Consider the following 16,234-nt stretch of genomic DNA (forward strand, 5'->3'; position numbering starts at 1 on the left):
CGCCGATGGAATCTGCTCTGATGGCTCGGCACGATTGCGACGGTGTATCGGTAACGAAGTTGGGGCTTGAAAAGGAAGGCGATGCGCGCAAACCGCATCGCGGGCTGTTACTCCAGTGCGCCCTCGGACGACCGATTCGGGCCCGACGCAGTTTGTCGTTGGACGCCATAGCCATCGCACAATCCGCCAGTTCCTATCCGTTTGGACGTTTGGACGCTGCCTCACGCAATTTGCCCATGCACCGTTGTCGATGAAAGCGATTCATGCATAAACAACGTATGAAAGAACAACTTCTCAAGCCGGGATTTTTCCAATGTATCGTGCGCACATGCTGCATGAATTCCTACTCGCAAATCGTCGCGCACTGATTGATCGTTGCCGCACAAAGGTTTCCTTGCGCTCAGACGGCGTTGCATCGGAAGAACTCCCGCACGGTGTCACCGTATTTCTGGATCAACTCATTGAAACCCTGATGGCGGAACAAGCCGCAGACCCCCTGCGCAGCCAACAGATCTCAGGGCTTTCGGGTGGGCTCAGCCTTGCACCATCGGAAATCAGCGATGCCGCTACCCGATATGGAAAAGAGTTGATTGGCAGTGGCTTCACGATCGAAGAAGTGGTGCACAACTATGGCGACTTGTGCCAAGCAATTTCCGATCTCGCATTGGAGACCGGCACAGAGGTGCGAGCTGACGAGTTTCGATCCCTCAGCCGTTGCCTGGACAATGCCATCGCCAACGCCGTGACCGAATACATTCACCAGCGTGATCTTCTGGCTGAAACCAAACAAGCACATGCGCTGAATGAACGGTTGGGCGTCTTCGCGCACGAGCTGCGCAACCTATTGTTTGCTGCCAAGCTGGCAACACGGGCGATCAAAGCCGGCAATGTCGGCGTGGACGGTGCAACGGCAGGGGTATTGGATCGCTCGCTCGCCGGTATGAGCCATCTGATTGACCGCTCGCTCGCGGAAGTCCGCGTGACGGCGGGCATAGCGGCGCAGCGGCATCCATTTTCATTGGTCGACTTTATCGCGGAGATCAGGCTCTCGGCCACGCTGGATGCACAGGTCAAGGGTTGTGCGTTCACTGTGTCGGCGGTAGACCGATCGCTTGCAATTGATGCAGACCGGGATCTGATGCTGGCAGCCGTCGGCAATCTGCTGCAGAACGCCTTCAAGTTTTCTCCCCCGATCGGAGGGGTCGTGGGCCTTGAGGCACGCGCATCAGGGAATCGAATTCTGATTGAGGTGCAGGACAACGGAGAAGGACTTTCCGAGGATGCAATGCTGACACTGTTTCAACCCTTTACCCAAGTAGGCAAGGACCGCAGCGGCATGGGACTTGGACTTTCGATCTCGCGCCGCAGTGTGGAGGCGAACGACGGCACTCTCAGCGTGCGCAAGGCGCCCGTCGCAGGCTGCATTTTCACCATCGAAATGCCTCGCCACACGTTGCCGGCAGGCGCCAGCATTCATTCGTAACACGACGTCCCCACAGGCTGAGCCGTTGCTTGCAAGCACAGGAACGAGGCTGATCTGCCTTGACGACAGCGCCACAGAAAGCCCCAACCGGACCTTCTCCGATAGTTGACCTTGAGACCGCTCCTGGCCGATGGCGACCATCGAAGTCAAGCCTCCACGCCCTCCGTTGAAATTTTGAAAAATAGCCGCTGGCGCCCATCTGGGATCGATCTTCGGTATCAAAACCATAGCAGGCATCCGACACTCACCACGGCAGTTTTTCCCCGCTGTAGGCATAAAAACTGCCCGTTTCGTCCGCTCCCAACCCATCCAGCACCCGCAGCATGTCGCCCGCCGCATCGGCTGCGGGACGGCCTATTTCTGCGCCGTTGAACGGGGCGGACAGGGCCGAGTCCACCGTGCCTGGGTGCAGCGCCACCAGCACGGCCTGCGGGTGAGTTCGGGCTACTTCGATGGATGCCGTTTTGAGCAGCATGTTGAGCGCGGCCTTGGAGGCACGGTAGCTGTACCAGCCGCCCAGGCGGTTGTCGCCAATGCTGCCCACCTTGGCCGAGAGCACGGCCAGCAGACCGCGCTCCTGCTTGGGCAACAGCGGCGCAAAGTGGGCCAACACCAGCGCGGGACCGAAGGTGTTGGTGCCGAAGGTGGCCTCCATCTGCGCATAGTTCATCTGGCCCAGGCGCTTCTCGGGCAGGCCTTGGGGGCCATGCAGCATGCCAGCCGCATGGATGATGCAGTGCCACGGCCCCTGGGCCTTGAGATGCTGCGCGGCGTGGGCGATGGTGGCCTCGTCGTCCAGGTCCACCGCAGGGCTCGTGTGGCGGCCCAGGCCCACGGCCAGGGCGCAGCGGGGGTCGGCCCGCAGGTGGGCCAGAAATGCGCAGCCGATGGCGCCGGTGGCACCGATGACGAGGGCGCGGTAGCCCTCGGGCAGGGAGGCGAGGGATCGGGTGGGCATAGGTTGGTTCCTCGGATCAATGTGTGCGAGCCCACCAACGTTCGGGCTGAGCTTGTCGAAGCCAGGGCATGGGTGCGGCCTTCGACAGGCTCAGGCTGAACGGGGCTGCGATGGAGGTGCGGCCCTTCGCAAAGCCCAGCGCGAGCGGGGGGTGGTGGCGAATGGTGAGCATGGCAGCCGCTACAGCGCATGGAGCCGCATGCGCAGGTCGGCGGCGTGTTCACGCAGCGCATCGAGCTGCGGGCCCTGCATCTTCTGCAACTGGCGGTAGACCATTCCGAGGCGAAAGTTGCGGCCCAGCGCGCCTTCGTTGCGCGCAAAAAAGTCCCAGTACAGCGCGTTGTAGGGACAGGCGCGGTCGCCCACCTTGAGCTTCTTGTCGTAGTGGCAGCCTTTGCAGTAGTCGCCCATGCGGTCGATGTAGGCCGCGCTGCTCACATAGGGTTTGGTGGCCAGCAGGCCGCCGTCGGCAAACTGGCTCATGCCCACGGTGTTGGGCACTTCCACCCATTCAAACGCGTCGATGTACACGCCCAGGTACCAGCGGTGCACGGCGGCGGGGTCCAACCCCGCCAACAACGCAAAGTTGCCGATGACCATGAGGCGCTGGATATGGTGGGCATACGCATGCTCCAGTGACTGGCCCACGGCGTGCTGCAGGCAGCGCATGCGGGTGTTACCCGTCCAGAACCATTCGGGCAATGGTGCGCTGTGGCCCAGGGCGTTGCGCTCGTCGTATCCGGGCATGTGGGCCCAGTAAATGCCGCGCACATATTCGCGCCAGCCGAGGATCTGGCGGATGAAACCCTCTACCGCTGGCAGGGGCGCAGCGCCTGCGTGGTGCGCGGCCTGGGCGCGCTGCACCACCTCGTGCGGGCGCAGCATTTTGGTGTTGAGCGCGAAGGACAGCAGCGAGTGGAACAGTCGATTGCTCTGTGTGCTCATGGCGTCTTCATAAGCGCCAAAGTGCGGCAGCGTGGTCGTGATGAAGTGGTCGAGCCACGCCAGGGCTTCGGACCGATTCAGCGGCCAGCGCAGCGCAGCGGCTTGGGGGTTGCCGAAGCTTGGCACGCCTGCCGCCTGGATGGTGACCCACAGGGCGCTGTGGTCGTGCGTGGGGCGTTCGTCCGGCGGCAGCTCCGGTGTGCCAGGCCATGGCTTGCGATTGTCGTGGTCGTAGTTCCACTGGCCGCCTTCGGGCTCGCCCGCTGCGTCGATCAGCACCTGGTGGCGCTGGCGCATGCGGCGGTAGAAGTGCTCCATGAGCCACTGCTTGCGGCCCTGGAAGACCTCGGCCATTTCGGTGCGGGTGGTGTAGAAGTGCTCGCTGCTGACGGCCTGCACGGCAAAGCTTTGCTGTGTACCCCAGGTGCGCAGTTGCTCGTCCAGCCGCCATTCGTCAGGGTGCTGGTATTGCAGCGTGTGCGCACCGTAGTGGGCCATGAGGGCGGCCAGGTTGTCAGGCATCGACTGGCGGTTGCTGGCGTCATCGATCGCCACGTAGCGCACGCGGTGCCCGGCCTCGCGCAGGTAGCGGGCCAGGTCGCGCATGGCGGCAAAGATGGCGAGGATCTTTTGCGCGTGGTGCAGCACGTAGTCGGTCTCTTGCCGCACTTCCATCAGCACGTAGACCACGCCCTCGTCCTGCGTGGCAAACCATGAATGCTCGGGGTTGAGCTGGTCGCCCAGCAGCAGGCGCAGGGTGTGGGTTCGCGGTTGTGGCGTGGTCATATCGTGCCCCACATGCGGCGGTAGCTGCCATCGGCGTCGTGGTCCTGCGTTTGCTTCACGGGGTTGAAGCGGCGCCCACCGCGCGGGTCAGTGCCGCGCCCGGCGATGTAGAGCCAGTTGGCCTGGTTGCTGTACACGTCGTAGTCCACCAGTTGCGATTCAAACCACGCAGCGCCTGCGCGCCAGTCACTGTGCAGGTCGTAGATGAGGTAGCTGGCCACCACCTGCCGCAGGCGGTTGCTCAGGTAGCCGGTGGCGGCCAGCTCGCGCATGGCGGCGTCCACCAACGGCTCGCCGGTACGGCCCTGGCACCAGCGCTCAAAGCCCTGCGCGTTGTGCGTGTCTGGGGGCAATGCAGACAGGCCGCGCGCACGGTACAGCGCAGCGCCGTACTGCAGGTGCAGCAGCCGGAAGTAGTCACGCCACAGCAGCTCGAACCACAGCCAGTAGGTGCCGTCGTTGGCGCCGTGGTCGCGCTCAAAGGTTTTCAGATCGGCATAAATCTGCCGGGGCGAGAGTGCCCCCGTGGCCAGCCAGGGCGAGAACTTGCTGGAGTAGTCGAACCCCGTCAACCCGTTGCGCGTGGCCTTGTAGCTGTGGGGCAGCTTGCGTGCCAGGTACTGCGCCAGGTGGGCCAATGCGGCGGCCTCGCTGCCATCACACGCAGGCGTGCCGTAGGGGAAGGACGAGCGGGCATCGCTGCCATGCGGCGGCGCGGGTTGCAGGATGGCTGCGGCGCCCTTCTCTGCGCCCGCTGCCTGCAGCACGGAGGCAGGCACATCGGGCGGCGGCAGCAGCCGGGCGGGTGCAGGCAATGGCGCAGCGGGGGTGATGCCCGCGCGCTCGACCTTCTGCCGAAAGCTGGTGAACACGCCCGGTAGCTGATCCACAGGCCAGGGCATGCGCGCAGGGGGCAGCAAGCTGCTGTGCCACACGGTGCGTACCTGCAGACCAGCAGCGCGCAATGCGGCCACCTCGGCCTGCTCGTAAGGGGCGGCAATGTCTTCGCACACCACGGTGGTGGCACCCACGGCCTGGGCCAGTTGCGACAAGGCGGTTGCGGGTGGGGCCTGGCAGATGAGCAGTGGGTTGCCCAGTGCGCTCATTTGCGCCTGAAGCCCACGTAGCGCGGCAGCGGTGAAGGCACGGCGGTGGGGGCCCACGCGGGCAAAGCCCCAGGGCGTGGTTTCATCAGCAGCCGACAGGCACACCACAGACAGCAGGTGGGTAGCACCGCTGGTAAGTGCGGCATGCAGCGCGGGCTGATCGTGCAGGCGCAGGTCGTTACGAAACCAAAATAACACGGTGTTCATGCAGCGCCCTGCCCTGCTGAACCACTGGTGGCGCTGCCCGCGTGCTTGCGCTCGTTGCGGCAACGGTCAGAGCAGTATTTCACCTCGTCCCACACCTTCTCCCACTTCTTGCGCCAAGTGAATGGCAGGCCGCAGTGCAGGCAGGTCTTTTGCGGAAGGTCTGATTTTTTGCGCATGCGCATGGTTCAAAAGTCCAGGGTTTGCTGCTGGGGGTGCTGGGCCGCGTTGCGTGCGCGGGCACGGGCGCGTGCCTGCGGGCTGCCGCCGTCGCGGAACTGGCGAGATCCGTGCTTTTCGACGATGGCGACCTTGGCGTCGCGGATGGTTGGCTGGGCGCGCAGGTTGTGCACACGGGTCTTGGCGATGCGGGTGGCGGTTTCCAGGTCCACCAGCGGCTCGGCAATGCCGTGCCCCACATGCACGCCACAGCGGGCCTGCACATCGGGCGGCATGCGCCAGGGCTCCAGCAACCACACGTCGGGCACGCGGCGCAATGCAGGCAGCCACTGGCGCACAAAGTGGCCGTGGGGGTCGTGGTCTTGCGCCTGCTTGATGGGGTTGTACACGCGGGTGGTGTTGATGCCGGTGGTGCCCGCCTGCATTTGCATCTGGCTCCAGTGGATGCCGGGCTCGTAGTCCAGAAACTGGCGCGCCAGCCATTCACCCACGGGCCGCCAGTGCAGCCACAGCGGGTACGACGCTACCGACACCAGCATGGCCCGCATGCGGAAGTTGATCCACCCTGTCTCGCGCAGCATGGCCACGCAGGCATCGACCATGGGCCAGCCGGTGCGCCCGGCCACCAGGGCATCGAAGTGGGCGGGGTTCCACTCGCCTTCGCGCAGGCCGGTATAGCCCCGGTGCAGGTTATGGTGCTCCAGCGCAGGCTCGGATTCGAGCTTCTGAATGAAGTGGCAATGCCAGTGCAGGCGGCTCATGAAGGCAGTCAGGCCCTTGCGCTGCCAGGCGGCAGCGGGGTCGGCACTGCCTTTGAGTTGTTGCTGGCGGCGCTCGGTGGCCTGCACCACTTCGCGCATACCCAGGCAACCCAGCGCCAGATAGGGAGACAGACGCGAGCAGGCGCTGGGCGCCGTGAGCGGCGATGAGATGCCACCCCGGTATCCCTGGCTGCGGTCCAGCAAAAAGTCTTGCAGCACCCGCAAGCCCTCTTTGCGGCCGCCACGTTGCCGCAGGGGCGGGTCGTGCGCGGGCAGGCCCAGCTCGGCCCCAATGGGCCAAGGCTGCGCGGGCCACGGCAGCGTGCGGGCCTGCAGATTGTCGGGCTCGGGGGCAGCCACCACCGGCGCGTGCATAAAGGCTTGCCAGTGCCCATGCCACTCGTCGCGCGAGCGCAGGCGGCGCACCACGCCGTGCTGAGGCCATTCGCGCCAGGCCACGCCCTGCGCGCAGCACCACCGGCCCACGGCCAGGTCGCGGGCATAGGTGTGGGCATTGCCAGTTTCTTCATGCGCTACCAAGGTGTGGAACGGTGCCAGCGCGTGCAGGCGGGCCAGCACATCGCTCACCTCGCCCACAGCCACCTGCAGCGCGGCACCGCGCCGCTGCAGGGCATGGGCCAGGTCGTGCAGGCTTTCTTGCACAAAGTGATAGTGCTGCAGGGCGACATCGGGCTGCGCCCATAGGCTGGGCTCGACGACGTACAGGCACAGCACCGGGCCCTGGGCGGCGGCATGCTGCAATGGTGCGTGGTCGTGCACGCGCAGATCGCGTTTGAACCAGACCACGGTGTAGCTCATCGCGCGTGCCTTGTGCGTGGTCGTCAGGTGGGTGTTGCTTGCCGCGCCAAAGCCTGACCGCTGAGCCACGCGCCCTCGACCTTGCCGCCGTTCAGCCAGTCACCGCACATCCCCAGGCGGGCGGCGCCATCCCACCAGCAGCCCAGGGTGAGTGCAGGCTCGGTGTCGGCATAACGCCAGCGGTGCGCGGTGGCAACCAGGGGCGAGGGGCCGCCCAAGACTGCAAAGGCGGCGAGCAAGGCAGCGGTCACGCTGCCTGCGCTGTCTTCGATATGCGCCTCGCTCCACTCGGCACTGGCGTGCAGCAGCCACGTTTCTGGCCCTGCACGGCCGGGCTTGCTGCTGTCGCGCGCCACCCAGCGCAGCGGGCCGGTGTTGATGAAGGCGCCATCCCACGGCAGAACCACGGGTGCGGCATAACGCAACATGACGGCCCAGCTGCCGCGCATGCGGGCGCTGCCTGCCACCGCAGCGCCTGCGGGGGCCACCTCGGTCAACAGCGGCACCACCTGGGGCGCGGGCACGGCCAGCAGCACAGCGCTGTAGCGCTGGGCATGCAGGCCATGCTCGGCTGAGGTGATGGCCCATCCGTCGGGGCATCGCTCCAGCCGCTGCACGGTGGTCTGCCACTGCGTGTGGGCGCGCTCGCCCACTGGCGCCAAGCCCTGCACCAGCCACGCGGCGGGCGATGTCATGCGCGGTGTGCCCACAAAGCGCTCCAGAGGGGTGTGCGGCGTGGTCCAGACATTGCCATCAAAACTGGCCAGTTGTGCATCCCACTGCGCAGCCACACCGGCCTGCTGCCAGCGGGCGACTTCTGAGCGGAAAGCGGCGTCACGCGCAGTGAAATACTGCGCGCCGTGGTCGCACTGCCAGGGGCCATGTTCATCTTCGGCGCGCCGGGTGCTCATGCGGCCCGAGGGGCCCCGGCTTTTGTCGAACACATGGACCGTGTGCCCCTCCTGCAGCAGCGCCTGCGCACACGACAGGCCCGCCAAGCCTGCGCCGATGACGGCGATGGGTTGTGGCATCGTCAAAGTGCTCATGGCTGCGGATCGGTGCGTTCGTGGGTCACCCAGATCAGGGCCTGGGTGTCGATGCCGAGCGCCTGCGCGCGGGCGATGAGCTGTTCGCGCACGGCAGGTGCCAGTTGTTTGGTGCGCGACAGGATCCAGCAATAGCTGCGGTCTGGCCCCAGCACCAGGGCCCACTGGTAGTCGGCGTCGAGCGCGACGACGTGGTAGCCGCCGTAGAACGGGCCGAAGAACGACACCTTGAGCGAGGCGGTGTTGAAGTCGCCGGTGAATTTGGCCTTGCCTTCCGCCTGGCGCCAGTCTTTTTTGCCGGTGTCAAAACCCCGATTGAGCACCCGCACGCTGCCGTCCGCCTGGCGCTGGTAGGTGGCGCTCACGTCGGTCATGCCGCGCTCGAACGAATGGTCGAGCCGCGCTGCCTCGTACCAGCGGCCCTCGTACCGGGCCAGGTCGAACGGGGTGACAGGGGTGACGCCAGGGGGCGGAGTGGTGGATGAGCAGCCCATCAGGGCCAGGACACAGGCCGCAGACAAAAGCAGCGCCGAGCGGCGAACCCACAGGAATGGTAGAGGCATAAATTACCAATCAGTCACAAAACAAACCGAATGGTAAACCACTCCACCACGGGACCAGTACAAGCCTGCGCCATGCCCCGTAAACTCGCACCATGACCCTTCAAATCACCGTGTACTCCAAATCCGCCTGCCCGCAGTGCGAGTCGGCCAAGATGCTCCTCAAATCCCGCTCGCTGCCCTATGAGGAGATCAAGATCGATGACGAGGCCGAGCGCCTGGCGTTTTATGCCAAGTGCGGGCCGTCGGTGCGCCAGATGCCGCAAATTTTCATCAACGACCAACGCGTGGGCGGGCTGGCCGGGCTGCAAGCGGCACTGGCGCAACTGAGCGCCTGAGCCCACCGCCCTACCGGTACTGCGCGGCGGTGATGAACTGGCCGAAAGTCTCGCACCACACGACCACGGTATTGAACTGCGCCGGGTCCGCGCCCTGCGGTACCGGAACGATGAAGTTGTTGAACGTCTTCACATCCCCCACGCGCAGCATTTGCGGCTTGAGGCGCTGGAAGTCGGCCTCCGTCTCCACAAACGCGGGCGACAGGTAGAGCTTGTAGTCCGGCCCCGGTGCCAGCTTGCCCGCCAGGCTGATGGCTTGCGGGCCAATGGACACCACGCCCTCACCCCAGTGCAGGGCGTCGCTGTCCTTCAGGTCACGGCGAAAGGTGCCGGTCCATTGCACCGTGGGTACACTGGCCTGTACCTCTTGCAGCGTGGGTGCCGCAGGCGCGATCAGGACCGGCAACCAGTACACACCCGCTGCGAACCCCACGACCAGGGTGAGCAGGTGCGAGGCGATGAGCAAAAGCGGTTTCGTGGCGGCGGGCAACATGTCGCGCCAATGTACCGCCAGTCACCTCACTGTGCTCGTGCCAAAAGCCCATCGACCAGTGCGTAATGCTCTGGCACGTTCAGCGCCGGTGCGTGACCGCAACCCGACACCTCAACCACTTGAGCCAGACCCCGTGCACCCGGACCGCGTGTGAGCATCTCGGCCGTGGTGTCGCGCAGCACCAGGTCTGACTCAGCACCGCGCAGGCACAACACGGGGATATCCAGCGCGTCGTAATGGTCCCAGATCAGGTAGTCGTTAGCGTGGTGCGTGAACTGCTGCACCATGGCCGGGTCGTAATGCGGTGTCACCCGGCCATCGGGCAGACGGCGCGTGCTGCTCTCGGTCAGCAGGCGCCACTGTGCGTCGCTCAACCAGCCGTAGGGTTTGTACACCTGACGGAAGAACGCTTCCAGCTCCAGCACCGTGTCGAAGGCGGGCGGGTGGCCTGCATAGGCCTTGATGCGCTCCAGCGCAGCGTCGGCCAGGCGGGGGCGTTGTCGTTGAGAAGCAGGCTGGTAATGCGGTCCTTGAGCTGCGGCTCGAAAAGGCCCGATGCGCACACCGTGCCAATGGCACCGCCCATCGATGTGCCCACCCAGTGCGCCTTCTCGATACCCAACTGGTCAAACAGGCCGGCCGCAATTCGCGCGTAGAACGACAGGCAGTATTCGTCGAGCGGCACGCGTGCCCACTGGCTCAGCCCCCGCCCCAGCGTGTCCGGGCAGATCACGCGGTAGCGCGGGGCCAAGTGCGCTGCCAATGGGTCCATGTCGCGCCCCGTGCGCGCCAGGCCGTGCCAGGCAATCACCACCGGGGCATCGGGCGCGCCCCATTCCATGTAATGGATTTCATAGCCAGCGCAGGTGGCGTAGCGCGAGGTGGGGGACATGATGGCGACCTTGTGGAACAGAGAAAATGAAGAGGATCGGTGGCTCACTTCATGAGGCGGCCATTGCTGCCAATGACGGTGACCTCGACATAGCGCGAGCCGATGCGGTTGGTGGGCGAGTAGCCCAGCGTGATACCGCCGAGGTCATAGCTTTGCAGCGACTCCAGCGCCTTCATCACCTTGGCGCGCGTAGGCACAGGCCCGGCGCGGCGCAACGCCTCGACGAGCACTTTGGCACCCAGGAACTGCTCGAAGCTGGTGTAATTGACCTCGGCCTCGGGCGCGTACTTTTTGAGCAGCGTCTGGTACTCGCGCACCACCGGCAGCTGAGGCCGGTAGGGGTAAGGCACCACCTGGCTGATGCCCAGGCCGTGTGCGTTCTTGAGGCCCGCTAGCTTGACCAGTTCGGTCGGGTCCACCACCGATATGTTGTACAGCTGCGCCCCGCCGCCCTGCTCGCGGTAGCGCTGGATGAAGGCTGCGGCAGGCTTGTTCACCGCAATCATGATGACCGCATGCACATCGGCGGCCTTAATGGCCTTGACGGCATCGTCTACCTTGTCGGTGTTGCGTTCATAGCCTGCAGACACCACCAGCTTGAGGTTGCGCTTGGCCAGCGCGGCCTCCACGCCCGCCAGGCCCGCCTTGCCAAAACCGTCGTCCTGGTACATCACGGCCACGCGGTTCATGCCCAGAGTGGTGAGCTGCTGCACCATATGCTCGGTCTCGTCCACGTAACCAGCGCGCACATGAAAGATCCAGGGGTTGAACGGGCTGCGCAGCGACTCGCCACCCGTATAGGGCGCTACCAGCGCGGCTCCGCCCTGCTCCAGCACGCCATCGGCCAGCAACTGGGTGATGTTGGCCGTGCCCGCAAAACCATACAGCGCCACCACCTCGGGTTTGGCCAGCATCTCGCGGGTCAGTCTTACCGTGTCGGCCACTTTGTAGGCATCGTCGGCCACCACTTGGCGGACGGTGGCGCCATGTATGCCGCCCTGGGCATTGACCCAGTCAAAGTAGACCTTGCCGCCCAGCACCATCTGTGCACCGGTGCTGGCCAGCACACCAGTGAGCGGCGCCACCTGTCCAACCACAATGTCGGCGGCGTGCAGCGGCGGGGCCATAGCCCCGCTCCACACGACCGCCAATGCTGTCGCCAGGCGGCGACTCCATGTCATGACTTTGTCCATATCGGTTCATCCCCTCGTTAGGTGGCTTGCGGCCGCACCCACGGGCGGCGCTGGGGCACAAGGCCCGCGCGCACGTCAGGGGTCGGCGGTGACGGTGTGTCTGGCAAAGCTCTTTCAGGTCAATCGGGGATGGCAATGGCGCCAGCCGTGATGGCAATGGCGTTGGCTGCCGCAGGGGTGACGGCCAGCGGCGGCACATTGGCCGCCGTGATGGCCGGGGCGCTGCCCGGTATGCCACCGCGTGGCACCGTGCGCACCACCTGGCTGCCCGGCAAGGCCTTGCCGTTGGCCAAGTGGTCGTACACGGCGTCAAGCGCCTGGTTCAGGTAGACATGCAGCGGCACATAGCGGCTGTCATAGCCCGGCAACACCGTAGGCAGGCCAATGAAGCTGTCAAAGTGCTGCGCATGGGCCACCTCCACATAGCTGAGCTTGCTGGCGGCGCCTTCCACCTTCTTGTTCAGCGCGGCGTAGGGGCGCGAAGTGTGGCTCACGGGCAGCAGCGCATCGGCGCGGCCATGCACGATGATGGCTGGCTTGCCCCGCAGGTTGCCATTGCGACGGGTTTCATCCACGCCAGCCTGCAACTTCTTCGCCGCCGTGTCGGTGCCGGTGACCAGGTTGCGCAGGCACAGCGCGCCAGCGGTGTTCCAGTCGGCCACACCTGCATCCGAGAACGACAGGAAGTCGCGCGCCGGCCCGAGTTTGCCCAGGTTGTTCACCAGGTTGATGCCGCCCGAGGGAGGCACGCCGTTGCCCGTGGCAAACATGCCGGGCAGCGCAGCGGCAGCCAGCGGCGTCACCGCACCGGTCGCCGCCGTGGCGGCATAGCTAAAGCCACAAAGGTTGTCTTTCACACTGGCGCGTGACAGCCCGTTGGCAAAGGTCACAGCCACGGCAGGGGCCACTTCAAACGCCGCAAGCGAGGCATGCAGATCGTTGGACTCGGGCTCCCATCCATAGGCGCGCAGCTTCTCAAGCGCCTCTTCGGCCTGTGTGGCCGTGGTGCTGGCCGACAGCAAGCCTGCCGTCTTGAGCGCCGCACAGCGGTTGGGTGCGATCGGCAGTGCTGCACCGGCAAAACCCGCTGCAAACGCGGCAGCAAAGGGGCTGGTGCTGACCGAGGGCGCCAGTGATGCACAGGCCTGGTACAGATTGGCGTAAGTGGTGAAGTCCACCAGCGTCTTGCCGGTGACGGCCACCTCGGCACTGCCACGGCGCACCGTGACGCCGGGACTGGCGGGCAGCTCCAGTGCGGGCTCGGACACGGCCACGCCGCTGATCAGGCCCTGGGTGTCCAGCTCGGCCGCAGCGATGGCGGCACCCCCGCCGTTGGAGATGCTCGATGCAATGACGATGGTGTTGGCGGGGGTCAGCGTTTTCAGGCGCAGACCGTCAGCCGTGGTCGCACCGTAGCGCTGGTTGAGTACGTAATAGCCAAATTCCACAGCCTGCAGCGTGGTGGTACCCCAGTCCTTCTCGGAGTTTTGGCCGGAGTGTGCGTGCTTGAAAGCAAAGCGGTTGGGCGTGGCGGTGTTGAAGCCCGCCAGCTCCACGGCCGAGAGGCCTGCGTTGAAAGCGGCGTTTTTTCCTGCAGCGGTAGCCGTGGCGCGCGTGCCGTCAATCAGCGGCACGGTGTCGTTCTGCAGGTCGTGCGGCGCACCACCCGTGCCCTTGTCGGAGTAGGCCACGGCGCAGCCGCGTTTGAGGGCCCATTCACCGGTGGAGATGCCGCCATACACACCGCGCGAGCCTGACGCCGTGGCGGTGATCATGCAGGGCTTCTTGGGGTCGAAGCTGGTGGGAACCTGCACCATGAGCGTGACATTCTTGCGGCCCGTGCCGTCGTCGGCAAACGCGATGTATTCGGTGCCGGGCACCTTGCCCTCGCCCGCAGTGACCTTGCCCTGCGCATCCACATTGGGGCCGTACAGCAGCCCGTAGCCGCCTGCCGCCGTCATGTCGAGCATGGCGCGGTAATTGGTGTGGATGGCGGTGCGGCGCAGCTCGGCCGCCGTCGGCTTGAGCGGGTCGGCATAGGCTGGTGGCGCGGCCGCAGCCAGGCCCGTGGCACCGAGGCCCGCCGTGAGCAGGTCGTTGCTGGTGCCGTCGTACACGGCTTCGCTGATCGCTCCGAGGTAGGTGGGTTTGGTATTGGGGGCCGCGTTGTCATCATTGCCGCCACCACAGGCGGCCAGAACGGCGGCAGCCAGGGCAGCGGGAACAAAGGGACGAAAACGCGGGTTCTTCATGCTCATCTTCATGTGCTTGTCTCCTGGATTTTTCTTTGCGTCTTTTTGCACAGCTAACGAACCAACCAACATCCCAGACCGCACCGGTTGCCCCGCACGGCCCGGGTTGCTTACCCCACCTTGCGCACAGCTGCCGCGCGCAGGCGCCCCACCACACCGGTGGGGAAGTAGTAAACAGACAGAACAAACAGCACGCCCAGCCACAGCAGCCAGCGGTCTGGCGAGAGCAAGGCAGACAGCCAGGGCAGGCCAGAGGTGGCCTCACTGCCCAGGCGCAGCAGGTCCTGCAGATAGCTTTGCGCCACCAGGAACAACACGGCCCCGATGGCCGAACCGTAGATGGTGCCCATGCCACCGATCACCACGATGAGCAGGCAGTCCATCATGATTTCGAAGCTGAGCGAGGTGTCCGGCCCGTTGTAGCGCAGCCAGAGCGCCAGCATCGCGCCTGCCATCGTGGCAAACAGCGCCGACAGCACGCTCGATGTGGTGCGGTACACCACCACGCGGTAGCCAATGGCCTCGGCGCGGAACTCGTTCTCGCGGATGGCCTGCAGCACGCGGCCGAACGGCGAATTCACGATGCGCAGCAACGCCAGCACCAGCGCCACCGCCGTGACGAACAGCAGGTAATAGCACAACAGCCGCCCATCAAGCGTGACGCCCAGGAAGGGCTCGTCGAAGGGTTCGAAACTCGGCGACAGGATCTCGGGCACCTTGAACGTCAGCCCGTCCTCTCCACCGGTGATGTCGGACAGCTGCGAGGCCAGCGTCTGGAACGCGGCCGCCACGGCCAGCGTGATCATGGCGAAGAAGATGGCCCGCACGCGCAGCGAAAACAGCCCCACAGCCAGCGACAGCAGCAGCGAGAGCACCAATGCGCCACCCAGCCCCACGGCCAGTGCCGACCACGTGGGCCCCATGCGCGTGGTGGCTACCGCGATGCCATAGGCCCCGATGCCGAAAAACATGGTGTGCGCAAAGCTCACGATGCCGGTGTAGCCCAGCAACAGGTCGAAGCTGGCGACCAGCACCACAAAGATCAGCACCTTGGCCGCCACCGACAGCGCCTTGACGCCGGGGAACAGGAAGGGTGCAAATGCCAGCCCAAGAAGGATGGCCACGAGGATCACCGCCAGCACCTTGCTGCGCGGGTAGTCGCCGGAGAGAAGTCGGTTCAGCATGTCAGTCGGCTCCTCATCAGCGGTTGGCCACGGGATAGACGCCCTGCGGACGCCACAAGAGAATGGCCACCATCAAAGCGATGTTGGAGAACAGCGCCACCTTGGGCACCAGGAAACCGGTGTAGTTGGCCATCAGCCCCACCAGCAATGCACCGATGAGGGCGCCGCCCGTGCTGCCCAGGCCGCCGATGATGATCACGATGAAGATCAGCACATTGACCTGTGCGCCCATCTGCGGCACCACGTTTTGCTGGTACAGGCCCCACATCACGCCGCCCAGGCCGGCCAGGGCCGAGCCCACCACGAACACGCCAATGAACAGACGGCGGATGCGGTAGCCGAGCGACTCGACCATCTCGCGGTCCTGCACGCCAGCACGTATCAACAGGCCGACCTTGGTGCGCGACAGCGTCCAGGCCAGCACGCCAAACACCAGCAGGCCCACAGCCACGGCCACCAGGCGGTATTTTTCGATGGCGGCGTCGCCGATGAGCAGCGAGCCCCGCATGCCCTCAGGCAGCGGCAGTGGGATCTGCGCGGGGCCCCAGATGACCTTGATGAGTTCTTCACCAATGATCATGCCGCCCATGGTGATGAGGATCTGCTTCAGGTGCTGGCCGTACACAGGCCGCACGATGAAGCGCTCGAACGCCAGCCCCACCGCGCCCGCCACGGCCATGGCCACCAGCATGGCAGGCAGCACGGCCAGCAGGTTGCGCCACAGGTCAGCGCTTTGTGTGTAGTCGGTCATGCTGCCCAGCACGCTGGTGGCCACGAAGGCGCCCAGCGCAATGAACACACCGTGCCCGAAGTTGAGCACGTCCATGAGGCCAAACACCAGCGTGAGGCCCGAGGCGATGATGAACACGATCATGCCCATGGCCAGCCCCGCCACCGTGAGTGTGAGCCAGGTGCTGGGCGAGCCGATGAAGGGCAGCACCAGGAGTGCCAGCGCGGGCACCAGGGCCAGGGGCTTCCAGTCGAAGTCGCGGGTGGCGCTCATGCGAGTTCTCCTGCAGCGTTGCGGCTGCCCA

The 16,234-nt window shown here is 65.3% G+C and carries 14 protein-coding genes and 1 pseudogene; 2 read left to right on the plus strand and 13 right to left on the minus strand.

Features of this window, described 5'->3' with window-relative positions; genetic code table 11:
• Positions 1-328: 328 nt before the first annotated feature.
• Positions 329-1,483 (plus strand): HAMP domain-containing sensor histidine kinase, encoded by a 1,155-nt coding sequence (locus CLU85_RS15565; RefSeq protein ID WP_198509203.1) that lies wholly within the window; start codon positions 329-331, stop codon positions 1,481-1,483.
• Between the two features lie 244 nt (positions 1,484-1,727).
• On the opposite strand, the gene CLU85_RS15570 is transcribed toward CLU85_RS15565, so the two are convergent.
• From CLU85_RS15570 to CLU85_RS15600, 7 genes are all read right to left on the minus strand, one after another.
• A complete protein-coding gene (locus CLU85_RS15570; protein ID WP_100411054.1) occupies positions 1,728-2,441 on the minus strand; it encodes an SDR family NAD(P)-dependent oxidoreductase in 714 nt (237 codons plus the stop codon).
• A 180-nt stretch (positions 2,442-2,621) separates the two neighbouring features.
• The gene (locus tag CLU85_RS15575; RefSeq protein WP_100411055.1) at positions 2,622-4,172 is read right to left on the minus strand and encodes a cryptochrome/photolyase family protein; all 1,551 of its coding nucleotides are present in this window, start codon (positions 4,170-4,172) and stop codon (positions 2,622-2,624) included.
• Positions 4,169-5,485: a DASH family cryptochrome gene (locus tag CLU85_RS15580; RefSeq protein ID WP_100411056.1), complete on the minus strand. Its 1,317-nt coding sequence runs from the start codon at positions 5,483-5,485 to the stop codon at positions 4,169-4,171. Before CLU85_RS15580 ends, CLU85_RS15575 begins: the two co-directional genes overlap by 4 nt.
• Positions 5,482-5,667 carry a DUF2256 domain-containing protein gene (locus CLU85_RS15585; protein WP_100411057.1) on the minus strand — a complete coding sequence of 62 codons (186 nt, stop codon included), beginning with the start codon at positions 5,665-5,667 and terminating at the stop codon, positions 5,482-5,484. The genes CLU85_RS15580 and CLU85_RS15585 overlap by 4 nt, the downstream gene beginning before the upstream one ends.
• A gap of 3 nt (positions 5,668-5,670) precedes the next feature.
• Positions 5,671-7,242 (minus strand): cryptochrome/deoxyribodipyrimidine photo-lyase family protein, encoded by a 1,572-nt coding sequence (locus CLU85_RS15590; RefSeq protein WP_100411058.1) that lies wholly within the window; start codon positions 7,240-7,242, stop codon positions 5,671-5,673.
• Positions 7,243-7,265: 23 nt separating this feature from the next.
• Positions 7,266-8,288, minus strand: coding sequence for an NAD(P)/FAD-dependent oxidoreductase (locus CLU85_RS15595; protein ID WP_198509204.1), 1,023 nt, complete (start codon positions 8,286-8,288; stop codon positions 7,266-7,268).
• Positions 8,285-8,851 (minus strand): lipocalin family protein, encoded by a 567-nt coding sequence (locus tag CLU85_RS15600; protein ID WP_100411060.1) that lies wholly within the window; start codon positions 8,849-8,851, stop codon positions 8,285-8,287. The genes CLU85_RS15595 and CLU85_RS15600 overlap by 4 nt, the downstream gene beginning before the upstream one ends.
• Before the next feature lie 92 nt (positions 8,852-8,943).
• On the opposite strand from CLU85_RS15600, the gene CLU85_RS15605 reads away from it, so the two are divergent.
• A complete protein-coding gene (locus tag CLU85_RS15605) occupies positions 8,944-9,186 on the plus strand; it encodes a glutaredoxin (protein ID WP_100411061.1) in 243 nt (80 codons plus the stop codon).
• 10 nt (positions 9,187-9,196) lie between these two features.
• On the opposite strand, the gene CLU85_RS15610 is transcribed toward CLU85_RS15605, so the two are convergent.
• The 6 genes and pseudogenes from CLU85_RS15610 to CLU85_RS15635 all read right to left on the minus strand — a co-directional run bounded on the left by CLU85_RS15610 (position 9,197) and on the right by CLU85_RS15635 (position 16,203).
• A complete protein-coding gene (locus tag CLU85_RS15610) occupies positions 9,197-9,679 on the minus strand; it encodes a DM13 domain-containing protein (RefSeq protein ID WP_100411062.1) in 483 nt (160 codons plus the stop codon).
• Positions 9,680-9,705: 26 nt separating this feature from the next.
• Positions 9,706-10,571 (minus strand): annotated as a pseudogene (locus CLU85_RS15615) (alpha/beta fold hydrolase).
• Between the two features lie 44 nt (positions 10,572-10,615).
• Positions 10,616-11,752: an ABC transporter substrate-binding protein gene (locus CLU85_RS15620; protein WP_232727839.1), complete on the minus strand. Its 1,137-nt coding sequence runs from the start codon at positions 11,750-11,752 to the stop codon at positions 10,616-10,618.
• Between the two features lie 131 nt (positions 11,753-11,883).
• Positions 11,884-14,028 carry a D-(-)-3-hydroxybutyrate oligomer hydrolase gene (locus CLU85_RS15625; protein ID WP_100411064.1) on the minus strand — a complete coding sequence of 715 codons (2,145 nt, stop codon included), beginning with the start codon at positions 14,026-14,028 and terminating at the stop codon, positions 11,884-11,886.
• Positions 14,029-14,126: 98 nt separating this feature from the next.
• Positions 14,127-15,200, minus strand: coding sequence for a branched-chain amino acid ABC transporter permease (locus tag CLU85_RS15630; protein WP_100411065.1), 1,074 nt, complete (start codon positions 15,198-15,200; stop codon positions 14,127-14,129).
• Between the two features lie 16 nt (positions 15,201-15,216).
• On the minus strand, positions 15,217-16,203 hold the full coding sequence (locus tag CLU85_RS15635) for a branched-chain amino acid ABC transporter permease (protein WP_100411066.1): 987 nt from the start codon (positions 16,201-16,203) through the stop codon (positions 15,217-15,219).
• Between the last annotated feature and the right edge of the window lie 31 nt (positions 16,204-16,234).

The sequence above is a fragment of the Acidovorax sp. 69 genome (assembly GCF_002797445.1).
GTDB lineage: Bacteria > Pseudomonadota > Gammaproteobacteria > Burkholderiales > Burkholderiaceae_C > Acidovorax.